The organism is Spirillospora sp. NPDC052242, from assembly GCF_040679555.1.
Taxonomy (GTDB): Bacteria; Actinomycetota; Actinomycetes; order Streptosporangiales; family Streptosporangiaceae; genus Spirillospora.
The window spans coordinates 21527-45464 of record NZ_JBFAUZ010000035.1 but is presented as its reverse complement, the minus strand read 5'-3'; the positions used below and the strand labels follow the sequence as shown (position 1 = coordinate 45464).

Below are 23938 nucleotides of genomic sequence, written 5' to 3'. Positions count from 1 at the left end.
CGGAAGGAAGACGCATGAAGCTTCTGCACGCCGCCGACCTGCACATCGACAGCCCGCTGCGGGGCCTGTCCCGCTACGAGGGCGCCCCCGCCGAGGACCTGCGGCTCGCCCCCCGGCGCGCGCTGGACAACCTCGTCCGGCTCGCACTCGAAACGCCCGTGGACGCCGTCCTGCTGGCGGGCGACGTCTACGACGGTGAATGGAACGACTACCAGACCGGGCTCTACTTCGGCAGGCAGATGGCCCGCCTGGGAGAGGCGGGCATCCCCGTGTTCATGGTCTCGGGCAACCACGACGCCAAGAACCGGACGATGCGGCACCTGAAGCCGCCGAAGAACCTCCACGTCTTCCGGACCGACGTGCCCGACACCCTCACGGAGGAGGGGATCGGCTTGGTGGTCCACGGCCAAGGCTTCGCCCGCTGGGACCTGAGCGAGAACCTCGCGGCGAGCTATCCGGCCCGGCGCGGTGGCCTTTTCAACGTCGGGCTCCTCCATACCGCCCTCGACGGCCGCCGCGACCACGCGCGGTACGCGCCGTGCACGGTGACCGATCTCGAGGCGCGCGGCTACGACTACTGGGCGCTCGGGCACGTCCACAGCCGTGAGATCGTCCGGAGCGAGCCGTGGATCGTCTACCCCGGCAACATCCAGGGGCGCCACGCCAGGGAGACCGGGCCCAAGGGATGCACGATCGTCACGGTGGACGACGACCTCAAGGTGCAGTCGGTCGAACCCCATGTCCTGGACGTCACCCGCTGGGAGCACCTCACCGTCGATCTCACCGGCGTCGACGACACGGACCAGGCCCTCAGCCTCGCCCAGCAGGAGTTCCAGAGGCTGCCTGACGACAAGCTGGTCGCCGTGCGCGTCACCTTCACGGGGCGCACGTCCGCGCATGCGGCCCTGTGGCGGGAACGCGACCAGATGCGCAACGAGCTGCGCGCCGCGGCGAATTACCAGCCCAACGTCTGGCTCGAGAAGGTGAAGTACGAGACCGCCCATGAGGATCTGACCGACGCCGACAGGGCCGGTCTCCTCGCCGATCTGCGTCGCACGCTGAAGAGCCTCGGCTCCGAGACCGGCGGGCTCGGCAGGAAGCTCGAGCGGCACCCGGTCTTCGGTGCCATCCCCGACGAGATCAAGGGCGCCCACGGCATCGCCCCGTCCGATCCGCAGTGGCTGGAGCGGACGGCCGAGGAGGCGTACCAGCTCGTGGAGTCCCTTCTGCAGGAAGCCCGGTGACCGGCATGCGCATCGAACGTCTCGACCTCATCGCCTACGGCCGGTTCGAGGGCCGGAGCCTGGACGGCCTGGGCGCGCCGGGCGTCCATCTGGTGCACGGCGCCAATGAGGCCGGCAAGTCCACCACGCTCAGTGCGCTGGACCAGCTGCTGTACGGCATCGATCACAACTGCCGGTACGCGTTCGCGCACGGCGGCAGTACGCGGCTGGGCGCCCGGCTGTCGACGACCGAGGGGGTCGCGCTCGAGATCGTCCGGAGGAAGAAGCGCAAGAACTCCCTCGTGGACGCCGCCGGAGAGCCGCTCGGCGAAGACGCACTCGCACCCTTCCTCGGCGACGTCGGCCGCCAGACCTTCGTCACCGAGTTCGCGCTCGGCAGCGATGAGCTGCGCAGGGGCGGCGAACTGCTCTCCTCGGGAGAGGGCGACCTGGCCCAGCTCATGGCCGCCGCCCGGTCGGGCATGCGGTTGAACACTCTCCTGGAGGTGATCGAAGAGCGCCAGAAGGCGTTGTATCTGCGGCGAGGCCACAAGCCGAGCGTGAACGCCGGTCTGGGGCGACTGAGAAACGCTCGGCAGGACGTTCAGGCCGCAACCCTGCGTCCCGAGCAGTACCGGGACGCCGAACGCGCCGTGGCCGACGCCGAACTCGAACTCGCGAACGTCTCCGCCGATCTGAGGAACGCGCGGCAACGCGAGCAGATGTTGCAACTGCTCAAGGCGCACCTCCCGGCCCTCGACGAACGTCGCGAAGTCGAGCAGCGCATCGCGGCGATCCGCGCGGACGGCCCCGCCGCCCCCGACGACATCCGCGAGCAGGCGCCCGGCCTGTTCACGGAACGGAGCGAGCGCCTGGGGATGGCGAAGGCGCACACCGCGGCGCTCGCCGACATCGATGCGCGTCTCGCGGAGGTCGAGGTGGACGAAACCCTGCTGCGGCACGGTGCGTCCATCGACCGGCTGAACCGGGAGGTTCTGGCGATACTGGAGGCGGTGGACGGGCAACGGTCGGGCACAGGTGAAGCCGAGCTGCTGCGGACACGGGCCGAAGCGCGGCTGCGCACCGTGCACCCTGACGCCTCCCTCACGGATACCGCGTTGTACCGGGTCCCCCGCGCCCTTCTCGCGAAGGTCAAGGAGCTGCGCGATCAAGGCATCGCACGCCGGGACGCCCTGCGCCTCGCTCGCGGCGAGGCGGAGCGGCGCCGGCACGCGCGCGAGCAGGCGGGCAAGCAGCTCGCCGAGCTTCCGCCGCTCGAGGACGTCTCCGAACTGCAGGCCGCGCTCGACGCCGTTCCCCGGGACCTGCTCACGACCATGACCGACGCCGAGATCGGCCACGAGCAGCAGGAACTCCGGTTCCGGCAGCTCGTGGCGGGGCTCGCTCTTCCCGACATGGCGCCCGCCGACCTCCTGCACCTGCGCCTCCCGTCCGGGGAGCGGCTGGCCGAGGTCGAGGCGCGGGACGACGAACTCGCCCAGGAGGAACGCGACCTCGACAAGGAGGTCGGCCGTGCGCAGCGCGAACTGGACGAATGCCGCGCGAAGCTCTCCGGGCTGACCTCCGGCCTCACCGTGCCGTCGCATGACCAGCTGCGCGCACTGCGGGCCGGGCGCGACGAGCTGATCGCCGTGCTCTCGGACGACCCGGCCCACCGCGCGTCGCTGCGCGCCGCCGTCCGGGAGGCCGACGAAGCCGCTGACGGCATGGTGCGGCACGCGAAGCTCGTCGCGTCCCGCACCGCCCTCGACGAGCGGATCGCCGCACTCGAGGCGCTGATCCCCCGGCACCGGGAACGGCTCGCCGAGCTGGCGGCCGCCCGGACGCGCACCCGGCAGGACTGGGCGGGCCTTTGGGAGACGTTCCCGGCCGACGCACCCGCGATCGGCGGTGCATCGGCCCTCGTCGCCGACGTCGACCGGCTCAAGGACATGGCCCGGACCCTGGCCGAAACGCGCATCGAGCTGGACCGCCGCGGCGAGCGGCTCGCCGAGCACGCCGCGAGGCTCGAGCACCTCCTCCGGCCCGCGCAGGACGGCCGGCAGAGCGGCGACCGCCCGTCGGCCCTCCTCGCGCACCTCGCGGAACTGCTGGAGGCGGGCGACGCCCGGCTCGCCGAGCATCGCTCCGCCGTGGCGCGACGCGCGGAGGCGGAACAGGAGCTCGGCAGAGCCGAAGCCGAGCTGGCCGACGCCGAAGCAGCCGTGGCCGTCGCCGAACGGGAACGCGACGAGCACGCACGGACATGGCGGCAGTTCCTGACAGGTGCCGGGCTGCCCGCCGAGCGCGACCTCGACACCGCCCTCGCCGATGTGGAGAGCCTGCTCGAGGTCGCGAAGGACGTCGACGAGGCAGAGCGGATCGAACGCGGTGCCGCACGGGACGAGCAGCGGATCGGGGAGTTCGAGCGGCTGCTGCAGGACACGCTTCGGGCATGCCGCCGGGATGTCCCCACGACTCCGCTCGGCTGGGAACAGGCGGTCGAGACGCTGGCACGGGACCTGCGGGAGCACCGGAACTCCGCGCGCCGACGGGACGAGTTGCAGGAGAACCGCCAGAAGCTGTCCGGCGAACTCGAACAGGGAGAGGCGGAACTCCGGGGTGTCGACGGCCGGCTGCAGGACTTCGCCGAACGGGTAGAGGTCGGTTCGTTCCAGGAACTCGAAGCCGCCGTGCGCAGGGCCGAGGAACTGCGTGAGCAGGCGTCCGCGCTGATGTCCGTGCAGAAGTCGCTGCCCAGGGGACGTGAACTCGACGTTCTCGTCGAGCAGGCGGAGCAGTGCTCTCTGGACGACCTGGGAAGCGAGCTGGCCGAACTCCGCGACGACATCGCCGGACTGGAGGAGCGCAAGGACGACTCGGCCGGGCGGCTGGCGGATGCACGCAGGCACCTTGACGGCCTCGACGGCAGCGGAGACGCCGCGCGGGCCGAGCAGGAGTTCGCGCAGATCTGCGCCGCCCTGGCCGACGACGCCGAGGAGTACCTGCGGTTGGAGACCGCGCGGCTCGCCATCGTCGCCTGCATGGAGGAATACCGCCACAGCGACCAGGACTCCGTGCTGGCCCGAGCCTCGGCACTGTTCGAGCAGCTGAGCCTCGGCCGATACAGCGGGCTGGAGCTGTCGGACGAGGAGCGCCCGAGCGTTCGGGCCCGCACGTCCGGCGGCCACCCGCGCACGCCCGGCGAACTGAGCGAGGGCACCCGCGACCAGCTGTATCTCGCGCTGCGTCTCGCCACCCTCGAGCGTCACGCGGACGCGGGCAACACGCTGCCCATCGCCGTGGACGACATCTTCATGACGTTCGACGAGGCGCGCACCGACGCTGCGCTCCACGTTCTCGACGGCATGGCTGACCGGTTCCAGGTCATCGTCTTCACCCACCACGAGCACGTCGTGCACAACGCCGAGAAGACTCTGCCCGCGGGCCGGTGCCACGTGCATCGCCTGACCCCCTGAAGGCGGGAGGCCCGGCCGGACGGGTGGTCCGGCCGGGCCTCGTGGGGCGGGGTGTCAGTTCTCTAGCCAGGGGAGGGTGAAGCGGGTGAAGACGATGCCGCCGGTGTCGCCGATCTCGTGGAGGGCGGCGACGGAGCCGTCGGGGAGGACGGCGAGGGTGGAGTAGCCGGACGCGCCGGGCTTGAGGAGGGCGTGGTGCGGCCAGCTCGCGCCGTCGTCGCGGCTGAGGCGGACGGTCAGGTCGGTGCGGGACGTGTCGGCGGTGTTGCTGTGCAGGGCGACGTCCGTGAGGGACGGGGTGCCCGCGCCGGGCCGCAGGTACGAGATCTCGTCGCCGTTGTTGCCCGGGTCGATCAGGCCGCTCTTCCAGGCGGTGCCCCACGGGGCGGTGACGTCGTCGGCCATCGCGTACCAGCGGTCGCCGCCCGCGTTGTGGCGCATGTTCTGCGCGACGCGGCCGGTGGAGCGCTGGATCAGCTTGCTCTCGTTGACGCCGGAGGCGGCGGTGGTGCCGTTGTGCCAGCTGGCGCCGTGGTCGTCGGAGTAGATGTTCGCGGCGTGGGTGGCGCCGCCTGAGTCCATGTAGACGATCGGCTGGACGAGGCGGCCGGAGTCGAGCTGGACGCCGTGGCCTGAGGAGGCGAACATGCCCGCCCAGTCGGGCTTGCGGACGTGCGGGTTCAGGTCGACCGGGGCGCTCCAGGAGGCGCCGCCGTCGGTCGAGGTGATGTAGGTGATGTGGGTGTTGGTGGTGGACGTCTCGGACGTGTCGCCCGGCGTGGAGCCCCAGAAGCCGACGCCGGGTTTCGGGGCGTACGTGAAGAAGCAGAAGATCTTGCCGGTGGTGCGGTCGACGAGGAGGCTCGGGTCGCCGTAGCCCTGCGAGGTCGTCGCCGGCTTCGCGATGATCTTCGGGGTCGTCCAGGTCGCGCCGCCGTCGGTGCTGCGGGTCATCGCGATCTGGATGTTGTTCGTGCCGCCGCCGAGGTCGTAGCTGCCGTCGACGCGGGCGTCCATGACGGCGACGATCGTCCCGTCGTTGGCGACGGCGAGGCCGGGGATGCGGACGGACTTCGCGGGCTTGCCGAGGCCGTCGATGACCGTGGAGGTCGTGAGGACGGTCTTGGCGTTCATGCCCGGCTCGCCGGACTGGACGCCGCACCCCGAGGTGCCCGAGACGGTGCGGGACCAGGAGCCCGACGACACGTTGAACGTGTACGGGGTTCCGTCGGGGACCGTCCAGTAGAGGCCGTCGTGGCCGGAGCGGGCGGGGACGTCGACGGTCCAGGGGGAGCCGGTGCGGCCGGGCCACGCGACGGTGAACCGCCTGGTGGTCTCCGAGCGGTTGTCGAGAAGCAGGCGGAGGCGATGCGGGGCGGCGCAGTCCATGGCGGCGCGGACGCTGAGCGCGTTCGAGCAGTCGAGGACGCCGGAGTCGGTCTGGTCGAAGCCCTGCGGGGTCGTCGTGCGGAACGTGTAGGCGGTGCCGGACGGCTTGGTGAAGTGGAAGTGGGCGCGGTCGCCGGGGGCGACGCGGGCGGTCCAGGTTCCCTGGCCGGGCCAGGTGAGGGTGAAGGTCGTGGCGGCCGCCGTGTCGTTGACGACCGTTTCCTGGATACGGCCGGACGTGCAGTCCTGCGTGACGGTGGCCGACTGGCCGGTGGCGGCGTGGGCGGGCGGGGCGAGGAGGGCGAGGGCGGCGACGGCGGCCGTGGCGACGGCCGCGGCTCGGGGGTGCGGGGGCATGTCTTACCTCCGATATGGGACATGGGATGTCCTCTTGCGGGGTGAAGTTAGGCGGGGACGGCGGCCGCGTCAACCCTCGGACGGCGGCCTGCCGGTGGGCTTTGGGGTTTTCCTGCGCGTCTGCCGGATAGGGAGGCGATGAACGAGGCAGGGCGACCACCGAGCGTGACCACCGTGAACGGGGAGGGCGAAATGAGCATGCCGCACCGGGCAGCGCGTCGACTGGGGGAGATGGAGGCGCTCGACGGCGTCGCGAAGCCCGTCTCCAAGGCCGCCGGACGGGCGGTGCGGCCGCGGGCGATCCGCAACCTGCTCAGCGGGACGAGTCTCGGGCATCCACTGCACCCGGCGCTCACCGACGTCACGATCGGCGCGTGGAACATGGCCGCGCTGCTGGACGCCATCGGCGGGCGCGCCGCCGAGCCCGCGGCGGACCTGCTGGTGAAGGTCGGGATCGTCAGCGCGGTGCCGACCGCGCTGACCGGGGCGAACGACTGGTCCGACACCCTCGGCGCGGAGCGGCGGGTGGGGCTGGTCCACGCGATGGCCAACAGCACGGCGCTGAGCCTGTTCGTGGCATCGATGGTGATGCGCGGGCGCGGCAACCGCCGGGCGGGCCGGGCGCTCGGGTACGCCGGGGCCGGCGTGCTGGGCATCGGCGGTTACCTGGGCGGGCACCTGTCGTTCGTCCAGGGCGTCAACGTCAACCGCACCGCGTGGCAGCAGGACCCGGAGGCGTGGACGCCGCTGCTGGACGACGCCGACCTCGCCGAGGGCGCGCCCCGCCGGGTCGAGGCCGACGGGACGCCGATCCTGCTGTACCGGGACGGCGGGCGGGTGTTCGCGCTGGCCGCCACCTGCACCCACATGGGCGGCCCGCTCGACGAGGGGTCCTTCGAGGACGGGTGCGTCACGTGCCCCTGGCACGGCAGCACCTTCCGGCTGGAGGACGGCGGCATCGTGCGCGGTCCGGCCAGTTCGCCGGAGCCCTGCTACGAGACGCGGATCCAGGACGGGCGCATCGAGGTGCGCGTCCCGCCGAAGGACGTCCCGGTGGAAGGCCGCGAGGACGCCGCGGAGCGGCCGCGGCGGAAGATTCGCGGGGGCCTGGCGCGGGCTTCCACCACCTGAGCGGTTCGTAGGACGGCCCACCTGACCCGTCGGCGGGGCGTCAGTTCCCGGCGGCGCCGAGTTCGAGGCGGTCGCGGATGCCGCGGAAGTGGGCCGCCATCGCGGCGGCGGCGGCCGACCGGTCGCCCGCGCGCAGCGCGTCGTAGATGTCGCGGTGCCGTTCGGCCACGTCGTGCGCCTCCTGGACGACCGGGGCGAGGTCGTGCTGCAGGGTGCGGTAGACGTCCCAGAACGCGCCGAGGAGCTGGTTGACGATCGGGTTCGCGAGCGGCCGGTAGAGCAGCTCGTGGAACAGCCGGTCGGTCTCGGGGGTGACCTGCCCCGCGTCGGCCTCCGCCTCCATCCGGCGCATGACCTCGTCGAGTTCGGGGGTGCCGGAGTTCAGGCCGCGGTCGATGACCTGGTCGATGAGGCCGCGCTCGAGGATCTCGCGGATGTCGACGAGGTGCGCGAGGTCATCGCGGCCCTGCCGCTTGGAGATGCGGGCGTGGAAGGTCAGCTCGTCGACCAGCGCGCCGAGCGACATGCTGCCGACGTACATCCCGAAACCGTGCCGGATCTCCACGATCCCGACAGCCTGGAGGGCCTTGAGGGCCTCGCGGAGCGAGTTGCGGCTGACGTCCAGTTCCTCGACGAGCTCGAACTCGGTGGGCATCGGGTCGCCGACGGCGAGGCCGCGCTCGAGGATGAGCTGCTTGACCCGCTGCTGCACCTCCTCGGTGCGGCTGTTGCGGCTGCTCGTGGTGCGTCCACGCGTGCGACCGGCGGTCATCGCGTCCCGTTCCCCCTTCGCGTCCGGTGCGCCCGGGTTCGTCCCGGGCGCCGCGGCCGGCTCGACACTTGACCGGGCCGTTGCCGACGCCTACGGTACACCGACAAGTGACGTTGGATGTCCTACATCCCTTCTCCCCGTCGCCCTCCCACCCCTCCGACCCCTGGAGACGACGTGACCGATCTCCCGCGCGGCGGCGGCCTCGACCGCCGCGACTTCCTGCGCTACACCGGCATGCTCGGCGCCGCCGCGGCCATCACCGCGAGCCTGTCGGCCTGCAGCGGACCGTCCTCGACCGGCGGCTCCGGGAACGGGACCGGCATCCAGGCCGCCCTCTCCTACGCGCTGTCCGGCGGCTTCGACCCGATGACGTCCTCCAGCGCGGTCGCCACCGCCGCGAACCAGCACGTCCTCGAACCGCTCGTCGACCTCGACCCGGTCACCCGCAAGCCGTTCAACGCGCTCGCCAAGGCCGACCCCGAGCAGGTCGACGACACCACCTACCGGGTGACGATCCGGGACGGCGCCGCCTTCCACGACGGGTCGGAGGTCACCGCCGACGACGTCGTGTTCAGCTTCGAGCGGGTGCTCGACCCCGACAACGAGTCGCTGTTCGCGCAGTTCCTCCCGTTCCTCGACGGCGTGAAGAAGGTCGACGCCCGGACCGTCGAGTTCAAGCTCAAGTACGCGTTCGCGCTGTTCGCCGAGCGGCTGTCGATCGTCCGGATCGTCCCGAAGAAGATCGTCGAGGCGGACCAGAAGAAGTTCGACGCGCTGCCCGTCGGGTCCGGGCCGTTCCGGCTGACCGCCGCGAACGCCGGCAGCGGCCTGAAGTTCGAGAAGTTCGACGGGTACAACGGGCCGCGGCCCGCGAAGGTCCCGACGATGACGTGGCTGCTCATCACCGACCCGTCCGCGCGCGTCACCGCCCTGCAGTCCGAGCGCGTCCAGGCGATCGAGGCCGTCCCGTACCTGAACGTCAAGGAACTGTCGAAGACCATGGACGTCCAATCCGTGCAGAGCTTCGGGCTGCTGTTCCTGATGTTCAACTGCAAGAAGAAGCCGTTCGACGACGTCCGCGTGCGGCAGGCGCTGCAGTACGCGATCGACACCGACAAGATGATCGAGACGGCGCTGCTCGGCAACGCCGCCGCCGCGACCGGGTTCCTGCCCGAGAGCCACCCCGACTACGCGCGGGCGTCCACGGTGTACGCGCACGACCCGGCGAAGGCGAAGAAGCTGCTCCAGGACGCGGGCGTGAGCGGCCTCGAAGTCGAGCTCGTCACCACCGACACCGACTTCGTCAAGGACTGCGTCCCGCTGATCAAGCAGAGCTGGGACGCCATCGGCGTGCGGACGACGCTGAACGTCGGGCAGTCCGGCGGCCAGTACGCCAACAAGGTCGACAACGGCAAGTACCAGGTCATGGCCGCGCCCGGCGACCCGTCGGTGTTCGGCAACGACGTCGACCTGCTGATGCGCTGGTTCTACGTCGGGACCTGGCCGGAGACCCGCAGCTACAACTCCGGGACGGCCGAGGCGAAGAAGGTCGTCGAACTGCTCGACGACGCCGCCCGCGAGACCGACGCCGCCGCGCGGAAGCGGATGTGGGCCGAGGCGATGAACATCGTCGCCGAGCAGGCCGCGCTCTACCCGATCTTCCACCGCAAGCTGCCGACCGCCTGGAACGGCGACGCGCTGTCCGGCTTCCGGCCGCTCGCCACGACCGGCCTGTCGTTCCTCGACGTCGGCCGCGCGTGACCGCCTGACCGCAGACGAAACGGACATCGATCCATGGCCACGATCCTGCGGATGGCGCTGGGCCGGCTGCTGCTCCTGGTACCGATGGTGCTGGGCGTCACGCTGCTCGTCTTCGTCGTCCTGAGGTTCTCTCCGAGCGACCCCGCCTACAACGCCCTCGGCGAGGGCTCCACGCCCGAGGCGCGCGCCGCGTACGCGGCGGAGCACGGACTGAACGACCCCCTGCCCGTCCGGTACGCCCGGTTCCTCGGCGACCTGGTGCGGGGCGACCTCGGGGTGACGGCGGCGCCGAGCCGTCCGGTCACCGAGGCGGTCTCGACCGCGTTCCCGCTGACGCTCCAGCTCGCGGTGCTGTCGGTGCTGCTCGGCGTGCTCGTCGCCCTCGCGCTGGGCGTCACGGCGGCGCTGTTCCGGGACCGCTGGCCCGACCAGGCCATCCGCGCGCTGTCCATGGCCGGTGTCGCGATGCCGTCGTTCTGGCTCGGCATCCTGCTGATCCAGTGGTTCGCGCTGCGCCTCGGCTGGTTCCCGACCGGCGGCTACGTCAACCCGGCCGACTCGGTGAGCGAGTGGCTGCGCAGCCTCGCGCTCCCCGCGGTCGCGGTGGCGCTGCCCGTCGGCTCGCAGCTCGCCCGCGTAGTGCGCACCGCGATGGTCGAGGAACTCGACCGCGACTACGTCCGGACGGCGATCGGCGGCGGGCTCCCGCGGTCGGTCGTCGTCGCGCGCAACGTGCTGCGCAACGCGCTCATCACCCCGCTGACCGTCCTCGGCCTGCAGATCGGCTACCTGCTCAGCGGCACGGTCGTCATCGAGGCGATCTTCGGGCTGCCCGGCCTCGGCACGCTCATCATGCAGGCCGTCACCGCCGGGGACCTCGCCCTCGTGCAGGGCGTCGTGCTGTGCGTCGCGGTCAGCTTCCTGCTGGTGAACCTGCTGGTGGACGTCCTGTACCTGTTCGCGAACCCGCGGCTGAAGGGAGCGACGCGATGAGCGGACCGCTCGGTGCGGCGACCGGCGCGGTGCGCCGGCTGCGGCCGGCGTCCCGGGCGGCGCTGGCGATACTCCTGCTGATCGTGCTGGCGGCGCTGTGCGCCCCGCTGATCAGCGGGCACGACCCGCTCACCACGGGCGTCGCCGGGCAGGCGCCGTCCGCCGACCACTGGTTCGGCACCGACCGGGTCGGCCGGGACGTCTTCGCCCGCGTCATGCACGGGGCGCGCTGGTCGCTCGCCATCGGCCTCGGCGCCGCGCTGCTGGCGCTCGTCGTCGGGGCGCTGCTCGGCTCGCTCGCGGCGACCTCGCACCGCGCCGTGGACGAACTGGTCATGCGGTGCCTCGACGTCGTGATGGCGTTCCCGGCCGTCGCGCTCGCCGCGGTGATCGTCACCGTGTTCGGCAAGAGCCTGCCGGTGCTGGTCTGCACGATCGCGTTCCTGTACGTGCCGCAGGTCGCGCGGGTCGTCCGCGCCAACGTCATGTCGCAGTACGGCGAGGACTACGTCGCCGCCGAGCAGATCATCGGCGCCGGGCGCGCGCACATCCTGCGCCGCCACGTGCTGATCAACTGCGCGGCGCCCGTCCTGGTCTTCGTCACGATCATCGTCGCGAACGCGATCGTGTTCGAGGCGAGCCTGTCGTTCATCGGCGCGGGCGTGCAGGACCCCGACCCGTCCTGGGGCAGCGTCATCGCCTACGGCAAGGCGCTCGTCCTGTCCGGCGGCTGGTGGGCGACGTTCTTCCCCGGCCTGTTCATCCTCGTCACGGTGCTGGTGCTGAACATCCTGTCCGAGGGCATCTCGGACGCCTGGGCCGCGCCCGCCGACCGGGCCGGCGGCAAGGACGACGGGGGCAAGAACGACGGGGGCAAGGACAGCGACGGCAAGGACAGCGACGGCGGCCGCACGGCGGCGCCGTCCGGCGAACCGGCGCGGGTGCTGAGCGACGGCCTGCACGAGGCCGGGCGGCGCCTCACCGAACGCGCCCGCCCCCTCCCCGAGGGCGAGCCGCTGCTGCGCGTCGAGGACCTCACCATCGCCTTCCCCGACCGCTACGGCGACGTGAACGTCGTCGACGGGGTGTCGCTGGACGTGCGTCCCGGCGAGGTCGTCGGGCTCGTCGGCGAGAGCGGCTGCGGCAAGAGCCTCACCAGTCTCGCGATCATGGGGCTGGAGCCGCGGGCGGCGCGGCTCGGCGGGCGGCTGCTGTTCGACGGCCGCGACCTGCGGACCATGCCCGCCCGCGAGCGGCGCGGGCTGCTCGGCCACGACATGGCGATGATCTACCAGGACGCGCTGTCGTCGCTGAACCCGGCGATGACGATCCGCGCGCAGCTCCGGCAGCTCACCCGCCGCGGCGGCACCCGCACCCCCGAGGAACTGCTGACCCTCGTCGGCCTCGACCCGCACCGGACGCTCCGCAGCTACCCGCACGAGCTGTCCGGCGGCCAGCGGCAGCGAGTGCTGATCGCGATGGCGCTGTCGCGGGACCCGCGCCTCGTCGTCGCCGACGAGCCGACCACCGCGCTCGACGTCACCGTCCAGGCCGAGGTCATGCGGCTGCTGCTGCGGCTCCGCGAGGAACTCGGCTTCGCGCTCATCCTCGTCTCGCACGACCTCGCGCTCGTCGCCGACGTCACCGACCGCGTCGTCGTCATGTACGGCGGGCAGGTCGCCGAGGCGGGCGTCACCTCCCGGGTCGTCGCCGCGCCCCGCCACCACTACGCGCGCGGCCTGCTCGGCGCGGTGCTGTCGCTGGAGACCCCGGACGCGCGGCCCGTGCAGATCCCGGGCGTCGTGCCGTCCCCGTCCGGCTTCCCGCCGGGCTGCCGGTTCGCCGACCGGTGCGCGGCGGCGACCGCCGCGTGCGCCCGGCGGCCCGAGCCGTCCGGCACCCCGGAAGGGCACGCGTTCGCCTGCCACCACCCGGCCGACGCACTGGCCGACGACGTGGCCGGGCAGGTTCCGGCCGAGACGGGAGAGCAGCGATGACCACCCCCGTGATGGAACTCCGCGACGTGCACGTGCGGCTCCCCGCGCGCGGCGGCTCCCCCTTCCGGCGGGACGTCGTGCACGCGCTGACCGGCGCCGACCTCGCGATCGCGCCCGGCGAGACCGTCGGGATCGTCGGCGAGTCCGGGTGCGGCAAGTCGACGCTCGCGAAGGTGCTCGTCGGGCTGCTGCGGCCCACGTCCGGCACCGTCCTGTTCGAGGGGGACGACCTCGGCGGGCTCGGCCGCGCCGAGCGGGCCGCCCGGATCGGCGCGGCCGTCGGGATGGTCTTCCAGGACCCCGCCACCGCCCTCAACCGGCGGCTGCCCGTCCGCACCATCCTCCGCGACCCCCTCGACGTGCACAAACGCGGCACGCCCGCCGAACGGGACGAGCGCGTCCGGGAACTGATGTCGCTCGTGGGGCTGCCGCCGTCGACGGCCGCCGCGCTGCCCGCGCAACTGTCCGGCGGGCAGCGGCAGCGCGTCGCGATCGCCCGCGCGCTGATGCTCGACCCGGCCCTGCTCGTCGCCGACGAACCCACGTCGGCGCTCGACGTGTCCGTCCGGGCGCAGATCCTCAACCTGCTGCTCGACCTCAAGGACCGGCTCGGCCTGTCGATGGTGTTCGTCTCCCACGACATCCAGACCGTCCGCCGCATGTCCGACCGCATCGTGACGATGTACCTCGGCCGGATCGTCGAGGACGCGCCCGCCCGGACGGTCGCCGCCGACGGCACCCGCCACCCGTACACCCGCGCGCTGCTGTCCGCGACGCCGAGCCTGCTCGACCCGATGGAGCCGATCCGGCTCGACGGGCCCGTCCCCTCGGCCGTCCGCCCCCCGTCCGGCTGCCCGTTCCGCACCCGCTGCCCCCGCGCCACCGACGCGTGCGCCGACGCGATGCCCGATTTCACCGCCGCGTCCGATCCGCTGCACCGGTACCGGTGCCTGCACCCCGTCACCGACCCGTCCGACCTCACCGTCCCGACCGCCTCCCAGGAGAAGCCGTGACCACCGCTCCCGCCCCCGCCCCCACCCGGCTCGGTGGCGTCGTGCCGCCCGTCTGCACCCCGCTGACCCCCGGCCTCGACGTGGACGTGCCGTCCCTGGAACGGCTCGTCGACCACCTCATCGGCGCCGGCGTGGACGGCCTGTTCGTGCTGGGCTCGACGAGCGAGGTCGCGTTCCTCCCCGACGGGCACCGGCGGACCGTCCTGGAGACCGCGGTCAAGCACGCCGCGGGGCGGGTGCCCGTCCTCGGCGGCGTCATCGACATGACCACCCCCCGGGTGATCGAGCACGCCCGCACCGCCGCCGAGGCCGGCTGCGCCGGGATCGTCGTGACCGCCCCCTTCTACACCCGCACCCACCCGGCCGAAATCGAGGACCACCTGCGGCGCGTCGCCGCCGCCGTGCCCGTCCCCGTCTACGCCTACGACCTGCCGGTGTCCGTCCACTCGAAGCTGGACGGCGCGATGCTGCTGCGGCTCGCCGTCGAGGGCGTCCTCGCGGGCGTCAAGGACTCCAGCGGCGACGACGGCGCCCTGCGCACCCTCCTCCTCGCGCAGCGCGACGCCGGGATCGACGGGTTCAGCGTCCTCACCGGCGCCGAACTGACCGTCGACACCGCCGTCGCGATGGGCGTCCACGGGGTCGTCCCGGGCCTCGGCAACGTCGACCCCGCCGGGTACGTCCGGCTGTACCGGCACTGCCTCGCGGGCCGGTGGGACGACGCCCGCGCCGAGCAGGAGCGGCTGCTGCGCCTGTTCGACATCGTCAACGCGGGCGCGACCGACCGGATGGGCCGTGGCTCGTCGGCGCTCGGCGCGTTCAAGGCCGCGCTGCACCTCCTCGGCGTCATCGACCACCCGGTCACCGCGCCGCCGCAGGTGCAGCTGGACGCGACCGAGACCGGACGCGTGCGCGAGCGGCTGGTCGCCGCGGGCCTGCTGTGACCGCCGTCCGGTACGCCGCGCTCGACATCGGCGGCACCAAGATCGCCGCCGCGCTGGCGGACGCGGAGGGAACGGTCCTGCACCGCGGCCGCGTCCCAACTCCCGAGGGCGGCGGGCAGGCCGTCCTCGCCGCCGCCGCCCGGCTGCTGGACGACCTCGCCGAGAACGCCCGCGACGAGAGCCGACCCCCGGGCGGCGGCCTTCCGCACGACGCCGACCGCGGCGCCCCCACGGCCGGAGCCGACCGCCCCTCGCGCGGCGAACCCCGGACCGAAACGCCGGACGACCGCCCCGCCGACCGCGGCACCGGCGGCACACCGCCCGGGGACGGCCGGACCACCGGCGTCGGCCCATCCGGCGGGACCGGCGAACGGCTGCGGGCGCTCGGGGTGCGGGGGCTCGGGGTCGGGGCTCCGGGGGTCGTCGACCCGGCGTCCGGGCGCGTCGTGTCCGCGACCGACGTGCTGCCCGGCTGGTCGGGGACGCCGGTGCGGGAGGCGCTCGCGGACCTGACGGGCCTGCCCGTCGCGGTCGCGAACGACGTCCGGGCCATGGGGCTCGGCGAGGCCCGGCGCGGCGCGGGCGCCGGGTTCCACCGCGTCCTGCACGTGTCGGTCGGGACGGGCGTCGGGGGCGCGCTCACCACCGGCGGACGGCTCGACCACGGGGCGCACGGCACCGCCGGGGAACTCGCGCACCTGCTGGTTCCCGAACGGGGGCCGGTGCCGTGCGGCTGCGGGCGCCGCGACCACCTGGAGGCCGCCGTCTCCGGCCCGGCCATCGCGGCCACCGGGGACCCCGGCCGGGCCGGGACGCTGCTCGGCCGGGCGCTCGCCGGGGTCCTCGCCGTCCTCGACCCGGACGCCGTCGTGATCGGCGGCGGCGTCGCGCAGCTCGGCGCGCCGTTCCTCGACGCGGTCGCCGCCGCATTCCGCGCGGAGGCGCTGCCGCCGCTGCGCGCGACCCCGATCCTGCCCGCCGCCCTAGGCACCGACGCGCCGCTCACCGGCGCCGCCCTGCTCGCCCGAACCATGGAGGATTCGTGACGCCCGAGGAGTTCGCCGCGCTCGTCCGGGGCCGGCTGATCGTGTCGTGCCAGGCCGGGCACGGGCACCCGCTGCGCGACACCGCCGCCCTCACCCGGTCGGCGCGGGCCGCCGAGGCGGGCGGCGCCGTCGCGATCCGCTGCGGCGGCGTCGGCGGCGTCGCGGACGTCGCCGCCATCGCGGACGCGGTCGCCGTGCCCGTCATCGGCCTCACCAAGGACGGGACGGACGGCGTGTTCATCACCCCGACCGTCGAAGCGGCCCGCGCGGTGGTCGCCGCGGGCGCGTCGGTCGTCGCGGCCGACGCCACGTCCCGTCCCCGCCCGGACGGACGCCCGGTGGCCGACTCGATCGCCGCCGTCCACGACGCGGGAGCGCTGTTCATGGCGGACGTCGCAACGCTCGACGAGGGTGTCGCGGCGGCCGAGGCGGGCGCGGACATGATCGCCACGACCCTGGCCGGCTACACCGGCCCCGGCCCGGTGCCGGACGGTCCGGACATCGGCCTCGTCCGCGCGCTGCGCGCCGCGCTCCCCGACGCGCTGCTCATCGCCGAGGGCCGCTACCACTCGCCCGACGCCGCCGCCGCCGCGATCGAGGCGGGCGCGACATCGGTCGTCGTCGGCACCGCCATCACCGACCCCCAGTGGATCACCGCCCGCTTCGCCGCGGCACTGTCGCGCTGACGTGACGCGGAAGAGGCCGGTCCCCACGGGACCGGCCTCTTTCCGTGCGGCTACCCGTCGAGGAGGTCGCGCAGGTCGGCCGTGGCGCGGGCGGCGGCGGTCTCGGCCGCCGCCGACACGCCGCCGAGCCCGAAGAACCCGTGGTTGAGCGTGGGCCACGTCCGGTGGACCACCGCGACCCCGGCGTCCCGCAGCGCCGCCGCGTACGCGTCGCCCTCGTCGCACAGCGGGTCGTACCCGGCGGTGTGCACGATCGCGGGCGCGACGCCCGCCAGGTCGGCGGCGCGCAGCGGCGACACCCGCCAGTCGTCGCCGGGACCCGCGTACAGCTCGCTGAACCAGCGCATGCCGTCCAACGTGAGCCCGTACCCCTCGGCCCGCTTCGCCCGGGACGGGTACCGCGCGTTCACGGCCGGGTCGGCGTAGCCGCCCGCGACGTCCAGGACCGGGACGATCAGCAACTGGCCCGCGAGCGGCACCCCGGCGTCCCGGCAGGCGATGGCGACGGACGCCGCGAGCTGGCCGCCCGCACTGTCCCCGGCGACGGCGACGCGCTCGTCCGGCCCGGACGCCCGGGCCACGTGCAGGGTCGCGGCGAGGCAGTCGTCGAACGCCGCCGGGTACGGGTGCTCGGGGGCGAGCCGGTAGTCGACGCCGACGACCGTCCGTCCGGTCCCGGCGGCGAGGCGGCGCATGTGCTGCAGGTGCGTGCGCATGTCCCCGGCGATCCACCCGCCGCCGTGGAAGAACAGGATCGTGGCCCCGTCGACACGGTTCGCGGGCTCGATCACCCGCAGGGGCACGGACCCGTCCGGGGTGTCGATCCGTTCGTCGCGCTCGTCCGCCGGGACGAACGGGTCCGCGAGCAGCGCCCGCGACCGGTCGTTCACCGCGGCCGAGTGCCGCCGCGCCCCCTCGACCGACGCGTCCGCGGCCGTCGGATCGAGCGCCCGCGCCCCCAACCACGCGGCGACGTCCGCATCGAACTCGCACTCCGCCATAAACCCTCCATCCTGGACATGGGACATCCTACCTCATAATGATCTTCCGGGTCGGTCCGCACCCCCGATGCGAATTTCGGACATCCCTTATTCGCACTTCATGAATAACCGAAACTGGAGACGATTTCACGATTTGTGTAGCTTGGTCGCTCGACGCCGCACGCTCCCCTCGTCGTCGGCCGGCACGCAGCTCTGGCCCGCGGCGCACATCGCCTGCGCGGTCGCGGTGGTCCTGTTCGCCGTCTTCGGCTGGGCGGGCGCGCGTGCGCAGCCGGGGCGGCTGCCCGTCCTGTTCGCCGGGCCGGAAGGGCTTGAGGGCGTCGTCGACGCGGAGCCGATCGAGCACGGTGACTGGTCCGCGGAGACCCCGGCCGACGTCCTGAAGACGTCGATCCTGTACGCCCGGTGGCGGGGCAACGCGTCCTGCTCGCAGGTCACGGCACCGGACGGCGCGATCGTCGCGCGGGTGCGCGAGATCGTGCATCCGGCCCGTGTCGACGGGCTCGCCGAGGCCCTCGGCTCGTCCGCGCGGATCGCGCCGCGGATCGTGTTCCGGTTCGAGAACCCCGACGGCACTCCGCTGTTCTTCGTCGACTTCGCGGAGATGGAGGAGGTCGGACCGGCGGCGACGTCCGGCCTGTCGATCTACCGTTCGTGCGTGGTCGTGCGGCCGGACGGACGGGTCGTCGGGCGCACCGGGTTCGATTTCTCCGACCACCCGTACGGCGAGTTCTGGGACCAGTTCCCGCGCGGGCTGGACGACGAGCTGCACCAGCGATACGGCTACTTCTACGACGTCCGGCGCGGCGTTCTGCGGTGCGCCAAGGTATCGATCAACATTCCGCAAGCGGTGAACCACGCGGCGAACTACTCGTCCTTCGTCGATGTGCACGGGACGGCGTTCGCGCAGATCGACCGGAACTCGGGCGTCCTGTGGGAGCGGCGGATCGTCCGGTTCAAGGAGCGGGTGCCGGACGACCTGCGCATGATCGCCCTCGCTTCGCTCGTCATCGAGGAGTCCGATCGGCGGGCGGCCGTCCTGACCCCGGATCCGGCCGCCGCGGAACCGTACCCGGGGTTCCGGGACGTCCACACCGACCACTACCGGCGGCTGCGGGCGGCCACGGACGTGCTCGCCGGTTAGGACGTGCGGAGGCCCCCGGCCGGTGGCCGGGGGCCTCTGTGGGTCGGGTCAGTCTTCCTTGGGGGGCGCGGGCTTCGGGATCTCCGCGGGGACGGGCTTGTCGGGGGCGTGGCCGTTGACCGCGGGCTGCGCGGCGGGCGTCGCGTTGAGGTTGCCGAGGAGCTGGCGGGCGACGCCGAGGCCGGTGCCGCCGAGCGTGAGGGCCTTGGCGAGCATGTCCTCGACGCCCTGGGCGCCGTTCAGGACCACCATGTTGTCGACGTTGCCGAACACCTCGGCGCCCGCCTCGACGATCTCCGGCCACTTCTCCGCGAGCTGCTGCGCGATGACCGCGTCGGTGTTCTCGGCGAGGGCCTCCGCGCGGGCCTTGATGGCCGCGGCCTCGGCGAGGCCCTTCTGGCGGATGGCGTCCGCCTGGGCCTCGCCCATGACGCGGGTCGCGTCGGCCTGGCGCTCCGCCTCCTTCTTGGCGGCGTCCGCGTAGGCGATGCGCTCGTCGCGCTGGGCCTCGGCCAGCTTGACCTGCTCGTACGCGCGGGCGTCGGCGGGCTTGCGGATCTCCGACTCGAGCCGCTTCTCGGTGCGCTCCGCCTCCAGCTCGGCGTTGCGGGTCTCGCGGAGGATGACCTCCTGGCGGGCCTGCTGCTCCGCCTGCTTCACCTCACCGTTGTACTCGGCCTTCTTGATCTCGGTGTCGCGGATGACGGCGGCGTTCTCCCGCTCGGTCTCCTGCTCGCGGCGGGTCGCCTCCTGGTTGCGCTCCGCCTCGGCGATGCGGGCCGCGGACGCGACGCGGGCGGCGTGCGGGCGGCCGAGGTTGACGATGTAGCCGGTCTCGTCGTCGATCTCCTGTATCTGGAGGGAGTCGACGATCAGGCCGAGCTTGCTCATCTCGTCCGCGGCCGACATGCGGGTCTCGCTGGTCAGCCGCTCCCGGTTGAGGATGAGGTCCTCGACGGTGAGGTTGCCGATGATCGAGCGCAGGTGGCCGGTGAACAGCTCGTGGATGGCGCCGTCCATGGACGCCTGCTGCTCCAGGAACCGGCGGGCCGCGTTCGCGATCGAGACGAGGTCGTCGCCGACCTTGTAGATGACGACGCCGCGGACGTGCACCGGGATGCCCTGCTGGGTGACGCACTGGACCTCGAGGTTGCCGGCGCGGCTGTCCAGGCGCAGCCGGCGGGAGGTCTGGAAGCCGGGGAGCACCGCGGTGCCCTTCCCGGTGACGATCTTGAAGCCGAGGCTGTCGAGCCCCGTCTCGGACTTCGACCGCGCCCCGAGCCCCGAGATGATCAGCGCCTCGTTCGGCTCGGCCACCTTCCAGATGAGCTTGAACAGGATGATCAGGACGATGATTCCGACGACGACGGCGCCGATGATTATGGCCATCCGGCCCCCTTCCGTGCTCGGGCGGCGGGCCCGGTACGGGAGGGCTCGTCCGCGTTACCGATAGGACGCGGCGGACGCGCGAACGGTTCTGCCATCGCGGAAGTTCCCGGCGAACGGGACGAATGTTCACCCGTGCGTGATCGCCCGTTCCCGGCGGGTGCCGCGCATGCCGCGTTTCCGGTGCATGCCGCGCGTCCCGATGCGTGCCCGTCGTCCCGGTGCGGCCCTCGGGTCAGCCGAAGGCGGGGGCCACGTAGACGGTTCGCGGGGGCTGGTGCTCGACGACGATGACGAGGGTGCCGACCGGGATCTCGTCGCGGGGGTCGACGGGGTGCGCGTAGAAGGCCTCGACGCCGCCGCGGATCGGGATCATGACCTCGCCGACGAGCCCGGGGCCGATCTTGCCGGTGACCCGGCCCTGCCTGCCGATCAACAGTTCTCCCGCCCATCGTCCGCACTGCCGCTTAGGGGAAGATTATCCGCTGGGCACCGCGGGTGTCAGGGGAGGAATCGGCCCGCGTGCTCGCGGGCCTCGGCGGCGATGCGCTCGGCCTCGTCGCGGGTCGCGTTCGGCCCGACGACGGTGATCGTCGCGAGGTAGTCGCGGCCCCGGAAGACGACGTACCACGCCTTCGTGTGGCCGGTCCCGGCGAGCGTCGTGACGCCGACGGTGCGGGAGCCCTGGCCGATCGCGCCGCGCGGCGACTCGGTGACGCGGTGCTCGGCCCACTTCGACCCGATCCGCGTCCGGAAGGTGAGGCAGCCGGACGGGACGCGCGCGTTGACCTGCTCCTCGGCCTCGTCCGCCGGCATCGCCATGAGGGTCTGGGTCGCGGTCTGGCCGTTGCCCTTGGCGAACGTGACGAGCGCGGCCGGGACGTTCGCGGGGATCCGCCCGCCGGGGCCGCCCGCGCCGTTCCCGCAGCGGGGCTTGTCGAGCTCCACGCCGTCCTGGAGGCGCGCGGCGTTGCGGATGGCGCGGAGCGTCCCGTACTCGCCGAGGTCGGGGTCGCCGCCGCGCTGGTAGCCGGTCAGCTCGGTGAGCAGCGCCTGGGCGAGCTGGTCGGAGGTGTAGCCGATGCCCGCTACCGCGACGCTCCCGCCGCCGCCGGACGTCCGGGCGGGTTCGTCGCCGCCGCACGCGGACACCGCCGCGGCGGTCAGGGCCGCCGCGAGGACGAGCGGGAGGAGCCGGTGCGCCATGCCCGCGACCTTACGGGCAGGGCGGGCGAAACCGGCCCGGCGACACGCCCGGCACGGCAGGTCCGGCCGGAGCGTCGGTGGTCACGCCTGGTGGTCGGCGCGCTCGTTGTAGCAGCCGGCGTAGTCCTGCCCGGAGAGCTTCTGGATGGTCTCGACGATCTCGTCGGTGATGGCGCGGCGGGCCTTCGCCGGGGGCAGGTCGGCGTAGTGGGAGAAGTCCATCGGGGGGCCGATGCGGACGGTGGGGCGCGGGCCGAAGAAGCGCGGCCAGGCGGCGCCGATCGGCTGGATCTTCTCGGTGCCCTCCAGGCCGACGGGCAGGACGCGCGCGCCGGACTCCAGGACGAGCCAGCCGATGCCGGTGCGGCCGCGGTAGAGGCGCCCGTCCTGGGAGCGGGTGCCCTCGGGGTAGACGGCGAACGCGCCGCTGTTGCCGAGCACGTCGGCGGCCTGCTCGAGGGCGCCCATGGCGGCGCGCCGGGCGCCGCGCCGGACCGGGACGTGCCCGAGGTTCGTGAGGAACCAGCGGACGAAGCGCTTCTTCAGCCCGCCGCCCTCGAAGTAGTCGGCCTTGGCGATGTAGGTCACCGGGCGCGGCACCGCGAGCGGGATGATGAAGCTGTCGATGAACGACAGGTGGTTGCTGGCGACGATGAGGGGCCCGTAGCTCGGCACGTTCTCCCCGCCCTCCACCTTGGGGCGGAAAAGCAGCCAGAGGATCGGACGCACCACGCGCGTCATGAACGTGTAGAACATCCAGCCTCCCGATTTCGCCAACGCCACTGTAACGCCCGGGTCGATCCCCGCCCGTGCGACCGCCCCGATTTTCTCACCACGGGGTGAGGGCGAAATGGTCCCGGTCCTGGTCAGGGGCCGCGCGGAAGAGAGTTCCCGGGAGGCGGCGCCGGTTCTGTGAGATCCATCCCATTGGACGCGGCATCCAATCCGCGGGGCCATTCATTACTGTAAGGTAAGTTTCTGCTGAGTAAGTTTTTGCCCGCGGCGGTGCGCCGCACCCCCCTCCGGGCGTGTTACGGTCCCGGGGACAAGCTCGGGCGACCTGGCCCTTTCACCGGCAAGCCTTGGAATGCGGGCGCCGAGTAGGTAATGCTGAGGAGTCACCTGAGAGGCCCCGGGGGGACCTCGTTGAGCAGGGGCGCGTGGAGGTGACCATGGACTTCGACATCAACCTCATGCGGGACGACCGCTGCACCCTCGTCCGGGTCAAGGGCGACATCGACGTGGTGTCCCGCGAACGCTTCGAGGAGACGCTGCTCGGGGTCGTGGACGCGGGCGGCCCGGTCGTCATCGACATGCGCGAGGTCACGTTCTGCGACTCCACCGGCCTCAACGTGATCGTCATCGCGAACCGGCGGGCCCTGGAGCGCGACGCCCACCTGGCGCTCGTCGCGCTCCCGCAGCGCGTCCAGCGCGTCTTCAGCATCACCGGAGTCGACAAGTACGTGCCGGTCCACGACACGCTGCGCGAGGCCCTCGCCGCCATGCCGTCCACGACCCGCGGCTGATCCCGCGGCCGCCCGGGTCCGTAGCCGGGACGGGCGTCACGAGCAGCCCTCGAACTGGGGGACGCTCGTGGTCAGCGCGAGTCCCGACTCGCCGAACCACTTGCGCAGCAGCCGCTCCGCCGTCCCGTCCTGGTACATCCGGGTGATCGCGCGGTTCACGGCCGCGCACCCCTCCAGGTCGCCCTTGCGCACCCCGACGCCGTACTTCTCGTCCGTGAACGGGTCGTTGATGATCCGGCCCGGCCCGTCCCCGGCGAACCCCGCGAGGATGAGGTCGTCGGTCGAGACGGCGTCGAGGTCGCCGCGCGCGAGGGCCTCCATGCACGCCCCGTACGTCGGGTACCGGACGGGCACGGCCGCGACCTCGCGCTCCTCGATGACGCGCCGCCACGAGTTCGACCCCGTCACCGCGCAGATCTCCCGCCCCGCGAGGTCCCGGACGTCGTCGACGCCCGGCAGCCCGGGACGGACGAGCGTGTCCTGGTGGGCCACGTAGTACGGCCCGGCGAACGCGACCTTCCGCTTGCGCGTCGCGGTGATCGAGTACGTCGCGACGATCATGTCGACGCGGCCCTCGGCGAGCGCCTCCTCGCGGACGGACGAGTTCGTGGTGGTGAACGCGATCCGCTCGGGCGGCACGCCGAGCCGCCCCGCGATGTAGGTGGCGACGTCGACGTCGAACCCCGCGTACGTCCCGTCGGGGCGCTTGACGCCGAGGCCCGGCTGGTCCTCCTTCACCCCGATGACCAGCCGGTGGTTGTCGGCGATGGTGCGCCGCTGCGGGCCGCCGATGCCGCAGCCGGCGACCAGCAGGACGGCGAGGGCGGCGGCGAGGGCCGGAGCGGCGGGTGGGGTCGCGCGCACGGGGTCCTCCTGGGTCCTGG

20 protein-coding genes are annotated in these 23938 nt (G+C 73.0%); 12 read left to right on the top strand and 8 right to left on the bottom strand.

Translation table 11 applies throughout. From position 1 onward, the window contains the following. The first annotated feature begins 14 nt into the window (after positions 1-14). Positions 15-1244 (top strand): metallophosphoesterase family protein, encoded by a 1230-nt coding sequence (locus tag AB0L25_RS26680; protein WP_500175427.1) that lies wholly within the window; start codon positions 15-17, stop codon positions 1242-1244. A gap of 5 nt (positions 1245-1249) precedes the next feature. Next, positions 1250-4702 (top strand): ATP-binding protein, encoded by a 3453-nt coding sequence (locus tag AB0L25_RS26675; protein ID WP_500175426.1) that lies wholly within the window; start codon positions 1250-1252, stop codon positions 4700-4702. Between the two features lie 54 nt (positions 4703-4756). Here the strand turns inward: AB0L25_RS26675 and AB0L25_RS26670 are convergent, their stop codons facing one another. Next, positions 4757-6448: a sialidase family protein gene (locus tag AB0L25_RS26670; RefSeq protein ID WP_500175425.1), complete on the bottom strand. Its 1692-nt coding sequence runs from the start codon at positions 6446-6448 to the stop codon at positions 4757-4759. A 231-nt stretch (positions 6449-6679) separates the two neighbouring features. Between AB0L25_RS26670 and AB0L25_RS26665 the strand changes: the two genes are divergently transcribed. Beyond that, positions 6680-7579, top strand: a complete 900-nt coding sequence (locus AB0L25_RS26665; protein WP_500175424.1) for a Rieske (2Fe-2S) protein — start codon at positions 6680-6682, stop codon at positions 7577-7579. A gap of 40 nt (positions 7580-7619) precedes the next feature. On the opposite strand, the gene AB0L25_RS26660 is transcribed toward AB0L25_RS26665, so the two are convergent. Further along, the gene (locus AB0L25_RS26660) at positions 7620-8351 is read right to left on the bottom strand and encodes a FadR/GntR family transcriptional regulator (RefSeq protein WP_500175423.1); all 732 of its coding nucleotides are present in this window, start codon (positions 8349-8351) and stop codon (positions 7620-7622) included. Between the two features lie 174 nt (positions 8352-8525). On the opposite strand from AB0L25_RS26660, the gene AB0L25_RS26655 reads away from it, so the two are divergent. Genes AB0L25_RS26655 through AB0L25_RS26625 form a run of 7 tightly spaced genes read left to right on the top strand, consistent with a single transcriptional unit; the run spans position 8526 to position 16791 of the window. Beyond that, positions 8526-10112: an ABC transporter substrate-binding protein gene (locus tag AB0L25_RS26655; RefSeq protein WP_500175422.1), complete on the top strand. Its 1587-nt coding sequence runs from the start codon at positions 8526-8528 to the stop codon at positions 10110-10112. Between the two features lie 33 nt (positions 10113-10145). Further along, positions 10146-11105 (top strand): ABC transporter permease, encoded by a 960-nt coding sequence (locus AB0L25_RS26650; RefSeq protein WP_500175421.1) that lies wholly within the window; start codon positions 10146-10148, stop codon positions 11103-11105. After that, positions 11102-13102: a dipeptide/oligopeptide/nickel ABC transporter permease/ATP-binding protein gene (locus AB0L25_RS26645; protein ID WP_500175420.1), complete on the top strand. Its 2001-nt coding sequence runs from the start codon at positions 11102-11104 to the stop codon at positions 13100-13102. Before AB0L25_RS26650 ends, AB0L25_RS26645 begins: the two co-directional genes overlap by 4 nt. Beyond that, positions 13099-14115: an oligopeptide/dipeptide ABC transporter ATP-binding protein gene (locus tag AB0L25_RS26640; protein WP_500175419.1), complete on the top strand. Its 1017-nt coding sequence runs from the start codon at positions 13099-13101 to the stop codon at positions 14113-14115. The genes AB0L25_RS26645 and AB0L25_RS26640 overlap by 4 nt, the downstream gene beginning before the upstream one ends. Next, a complete protein-coding gene (locus AB0L25_RS26635) occupies positions 14112-15059 on the top strand; it encodes a dihydrodipicolinate synthase family protein (RefSeq protein WP_500175418.1) in 948 nt (315 codons plus the stop codon). The genes AB0L25_RS26640 and AB0L25_RS26635 overlap by 4 nt, the downstream gene beginning before the upstream one ends. Further along, positions 15056-16105, top strand: a complete 1050-nt coding sequence (locus AB0L25_RS26630; protein WP_500175417.1) for an ROK family protein — start codon at positions 15056-15058, stop codon at positions 16103-16105. Before AB0L25_RS26635 ends, AB0L25_RS26630 begins: the two co-directional genes overlap by 4 nt. Next, entirely contained in the window at positions 16102-16791 is a 690-nt protein-coding gene (locus AB0L25_RS26625; protein WP_500175416.1) for a putative N-acetylmannosamine-6-phosphate 2-epimerase, read from the top strand. Before AB0L25_RS26630 ends, AB0L25_RS26625 begins: the two co-directional genes overlap by 4 nt. Positions 16792-16841: 50 nt before the next feature. Here AB0L25_RS26625 and AB0L25_RS26620 read toward each other — a convergent pair whose 3' ends face one another. Beyond that, positions 16842-17792, bottom strand: a complete 951-nt coding sequence (locus tag AB0L25_RS26620; protein WP_500175415.1) for an alpha/beta hydrolase — start codon at positions 17790-17792, stop codon at positions 16842-16844. Positions 17793-17934: 142 nt separating this feature from the next. On the opposite strand from AB0L25_RS26620, the gene AB0L25_RS26615 reads away from it, so the two are divergent. Next, on the top strand, positions 17935-18936 hold the full coding sequence (locus tag AB0L25_RS26615; RefSeq protein WP_500175414.1) for a hypothetical protein: 1002 nt from the start codon (positions 17935-17937) through the stop codon (positions 18934-18936). Between the two features lie 48 nt (positions 18937-18984). On the opposite strand, the gene AB0L25_RS26610 is transcribed toward AB0L25_RS26615, so the two are convergent. The 4 genes from AB0L25_RS26610 to AB0L25_RS26595 form a co-directional block, all read right to left on the bottom strand. Beyond that, the gene (locus AB0L25_RS26610; protein WP_500175413.1) at positions 18985-20325 is read right to left on the bottom strand and encodes an SPFH domain-containing protein; all 1341 of its coding nucleotides are present in this window, start codon (positions 20323-20325) and stop codon (positions 18985-18987) included. 232 nt (positions 20326-20557) lie between these two features. Then, positions 20558-20758, bottom strand: coding sequence for an NfeD C-terminal domain-containing protein (locus tag AB0L25_RS26605; RefSeq protein WP_500175412.1), 201 nt, complete (start codon positions 20756-20758; stop codon positions 20558-20560). A 65-nt stretch (positions 20759-20823) separates the two neighbouring features. Continuing rightward, positions 20824-21528, bottom strand: a complete 705-nt coding sequence (locus AB0L25_RS26600; protein WP_500175411.1) for a hypothetical protein — start codon at positions 21526-21528, stop codon at positions 20824-20826. Between the two features lie 81 nt (positions 21529-21609). Next, positions 21610-22284, bottom strand: coding sequence for a lysophospholipid acyltransferase family protein (locus AB0L25_RS26595; protein WP_500175410.1), 675 nt, complete (start codon positions 22282-22284; stop codon positions 21610-21612). A 416-nt stretch (positions 22285-22700) separates the two neighbouring features. Here AB0L25_RS26595 and AB0L25_RS26590 point away from each other — a divergent pair, with 416 nt between their 5' ends. Continuing rightward, positions 22701-23054 (top strand): STAS domain-containing protein, encoded by a 354-nt coding sequence (locus AB0L25_RS26590; RefSeq protein ID WP_500175409.1) that lies wholly within the window; start codon positions 22701-22703, stop codon positions 23052-23054. A gap of 36 nt (positions 23055-23090) precedes the next feature. Here the strand turns inward: AB0L25_RS26590 and AB0L25_RS26585 are convergent, their stop codons facing one another. Next, positions 23091-23918 (bottom strand): glutamate ABC transporter substrate-binding protein, encoded by an 828-nt coding sequence (locus AB0L25_RS26585; protein WP_500175408.1) that lies wholly within the window; start codon positions 23916-23918, stop codon positions 23091-23093. Between the last annotated feature and the right edge of the window lie 20 nt (positions 23919-23938).

What these genes read in the sequence shown, in the direction of transcription:
- AB0L25_RS26680 (WP_500175427.1), top strand. Translation starts at nt 15, where the DNA reads ATGAAGCTTCTGCACGCCGCCGACCTGCACATCGACAGCCCGCTGCGG.
- AB0L25_RS26675 (WP_500175426.1), top strand. Translation starts at nt 1,250, where the DNA reads ATGCGCATCGAACGTCTCGACCTCATCGCCTACGGCCGGTTCGAGGGC.
- AB0L25_RS26670 (WP_500175425.1), bottom strand. Translation starts at nt 6,448, where the DNA reads ATGCCCCCGCACCCCCGAGCCGCGGCCGTCGCCACGGCCGCCGTCGCC.
- AB0L25_RS26665 (WP_500175424.1), top strand. Translation starts at nt 6,680, where the DNA reads ATGGAGGCGCTCGACGGCGTCGCGAAGCCCGTCTCCAAGGCCGCCGGA.
- AB0L25_RS26660 (WP_500175423.1), bottom strand. Translation starts at nt 8,351, where the DNA reads ATGACCGCCGGTCGCACGCGTGGACGCACCACGAGCAGCCGCAACAGC.
- AB0L25_RS26650 (WP_500175421.1), top strand. Translation starts at nt 10,146, where the DNA reads ATGGCCACGATCCTGCGGATGGCGCTGGGCCGGCTGCTGCTCCTGGTA.
- AB0L25_RS26645 (WP_500175420.1), top strand. Translation starts at nt 11,102, where the DNA reads ATGAGCGGACCGCTCGGTGCGGCGACCGGCGCGGTGCGCCGGCTGCGG.
- AB0L25_RS26640 (WP_500175419.1), top strand. Translation starts at nt 13,099, where the DNA reads ATGACCACCCCCGTGATGGAACTCCGCGACGTGCACGTGCGGCTCCCC.
- AB0L25_RS26620 (WP_500175415.1), bottom strand. Translation starts at nt 17,792, where the DNA reads ATGGCGGAGTGCGAGTTCGATGCGGACGTCGCCGCGTGGTTGGGGGCG.
- AB0L25_RS26610 (WP_500175413.1), bottom strand. Translation starts at nt 20,325, where the DNA reads ATGGCCATAATCATCGGCGCCGTCGTCGTCGGAATCATCGTCCTGATC.
- AB0L25_RS26600 (WP_500175411.1), bottom strand. Translation starts at nt 21,528, where the DNA reads ATGGCGCACCGGCTCCTCCCGCTCGTCCTCGCGGCGGCCCTGACCGCC.
- AB0L25_RS26595 (WP_500175410.1), bottom strand. Translation starts at nt 22,284, where the DNA reads ATGTTCTACACGTTCATGACGCGCGTGGTGCGTCCGATCCTCTGGCTG.
- AB0L25_RS26590 (WP_500175409.1), top strand. Translation starts at nt 22,701, where the DNA reads ATGGACTTCGACATCAACCTCATGCGGGACGACCGCTGCACCCTCGTC.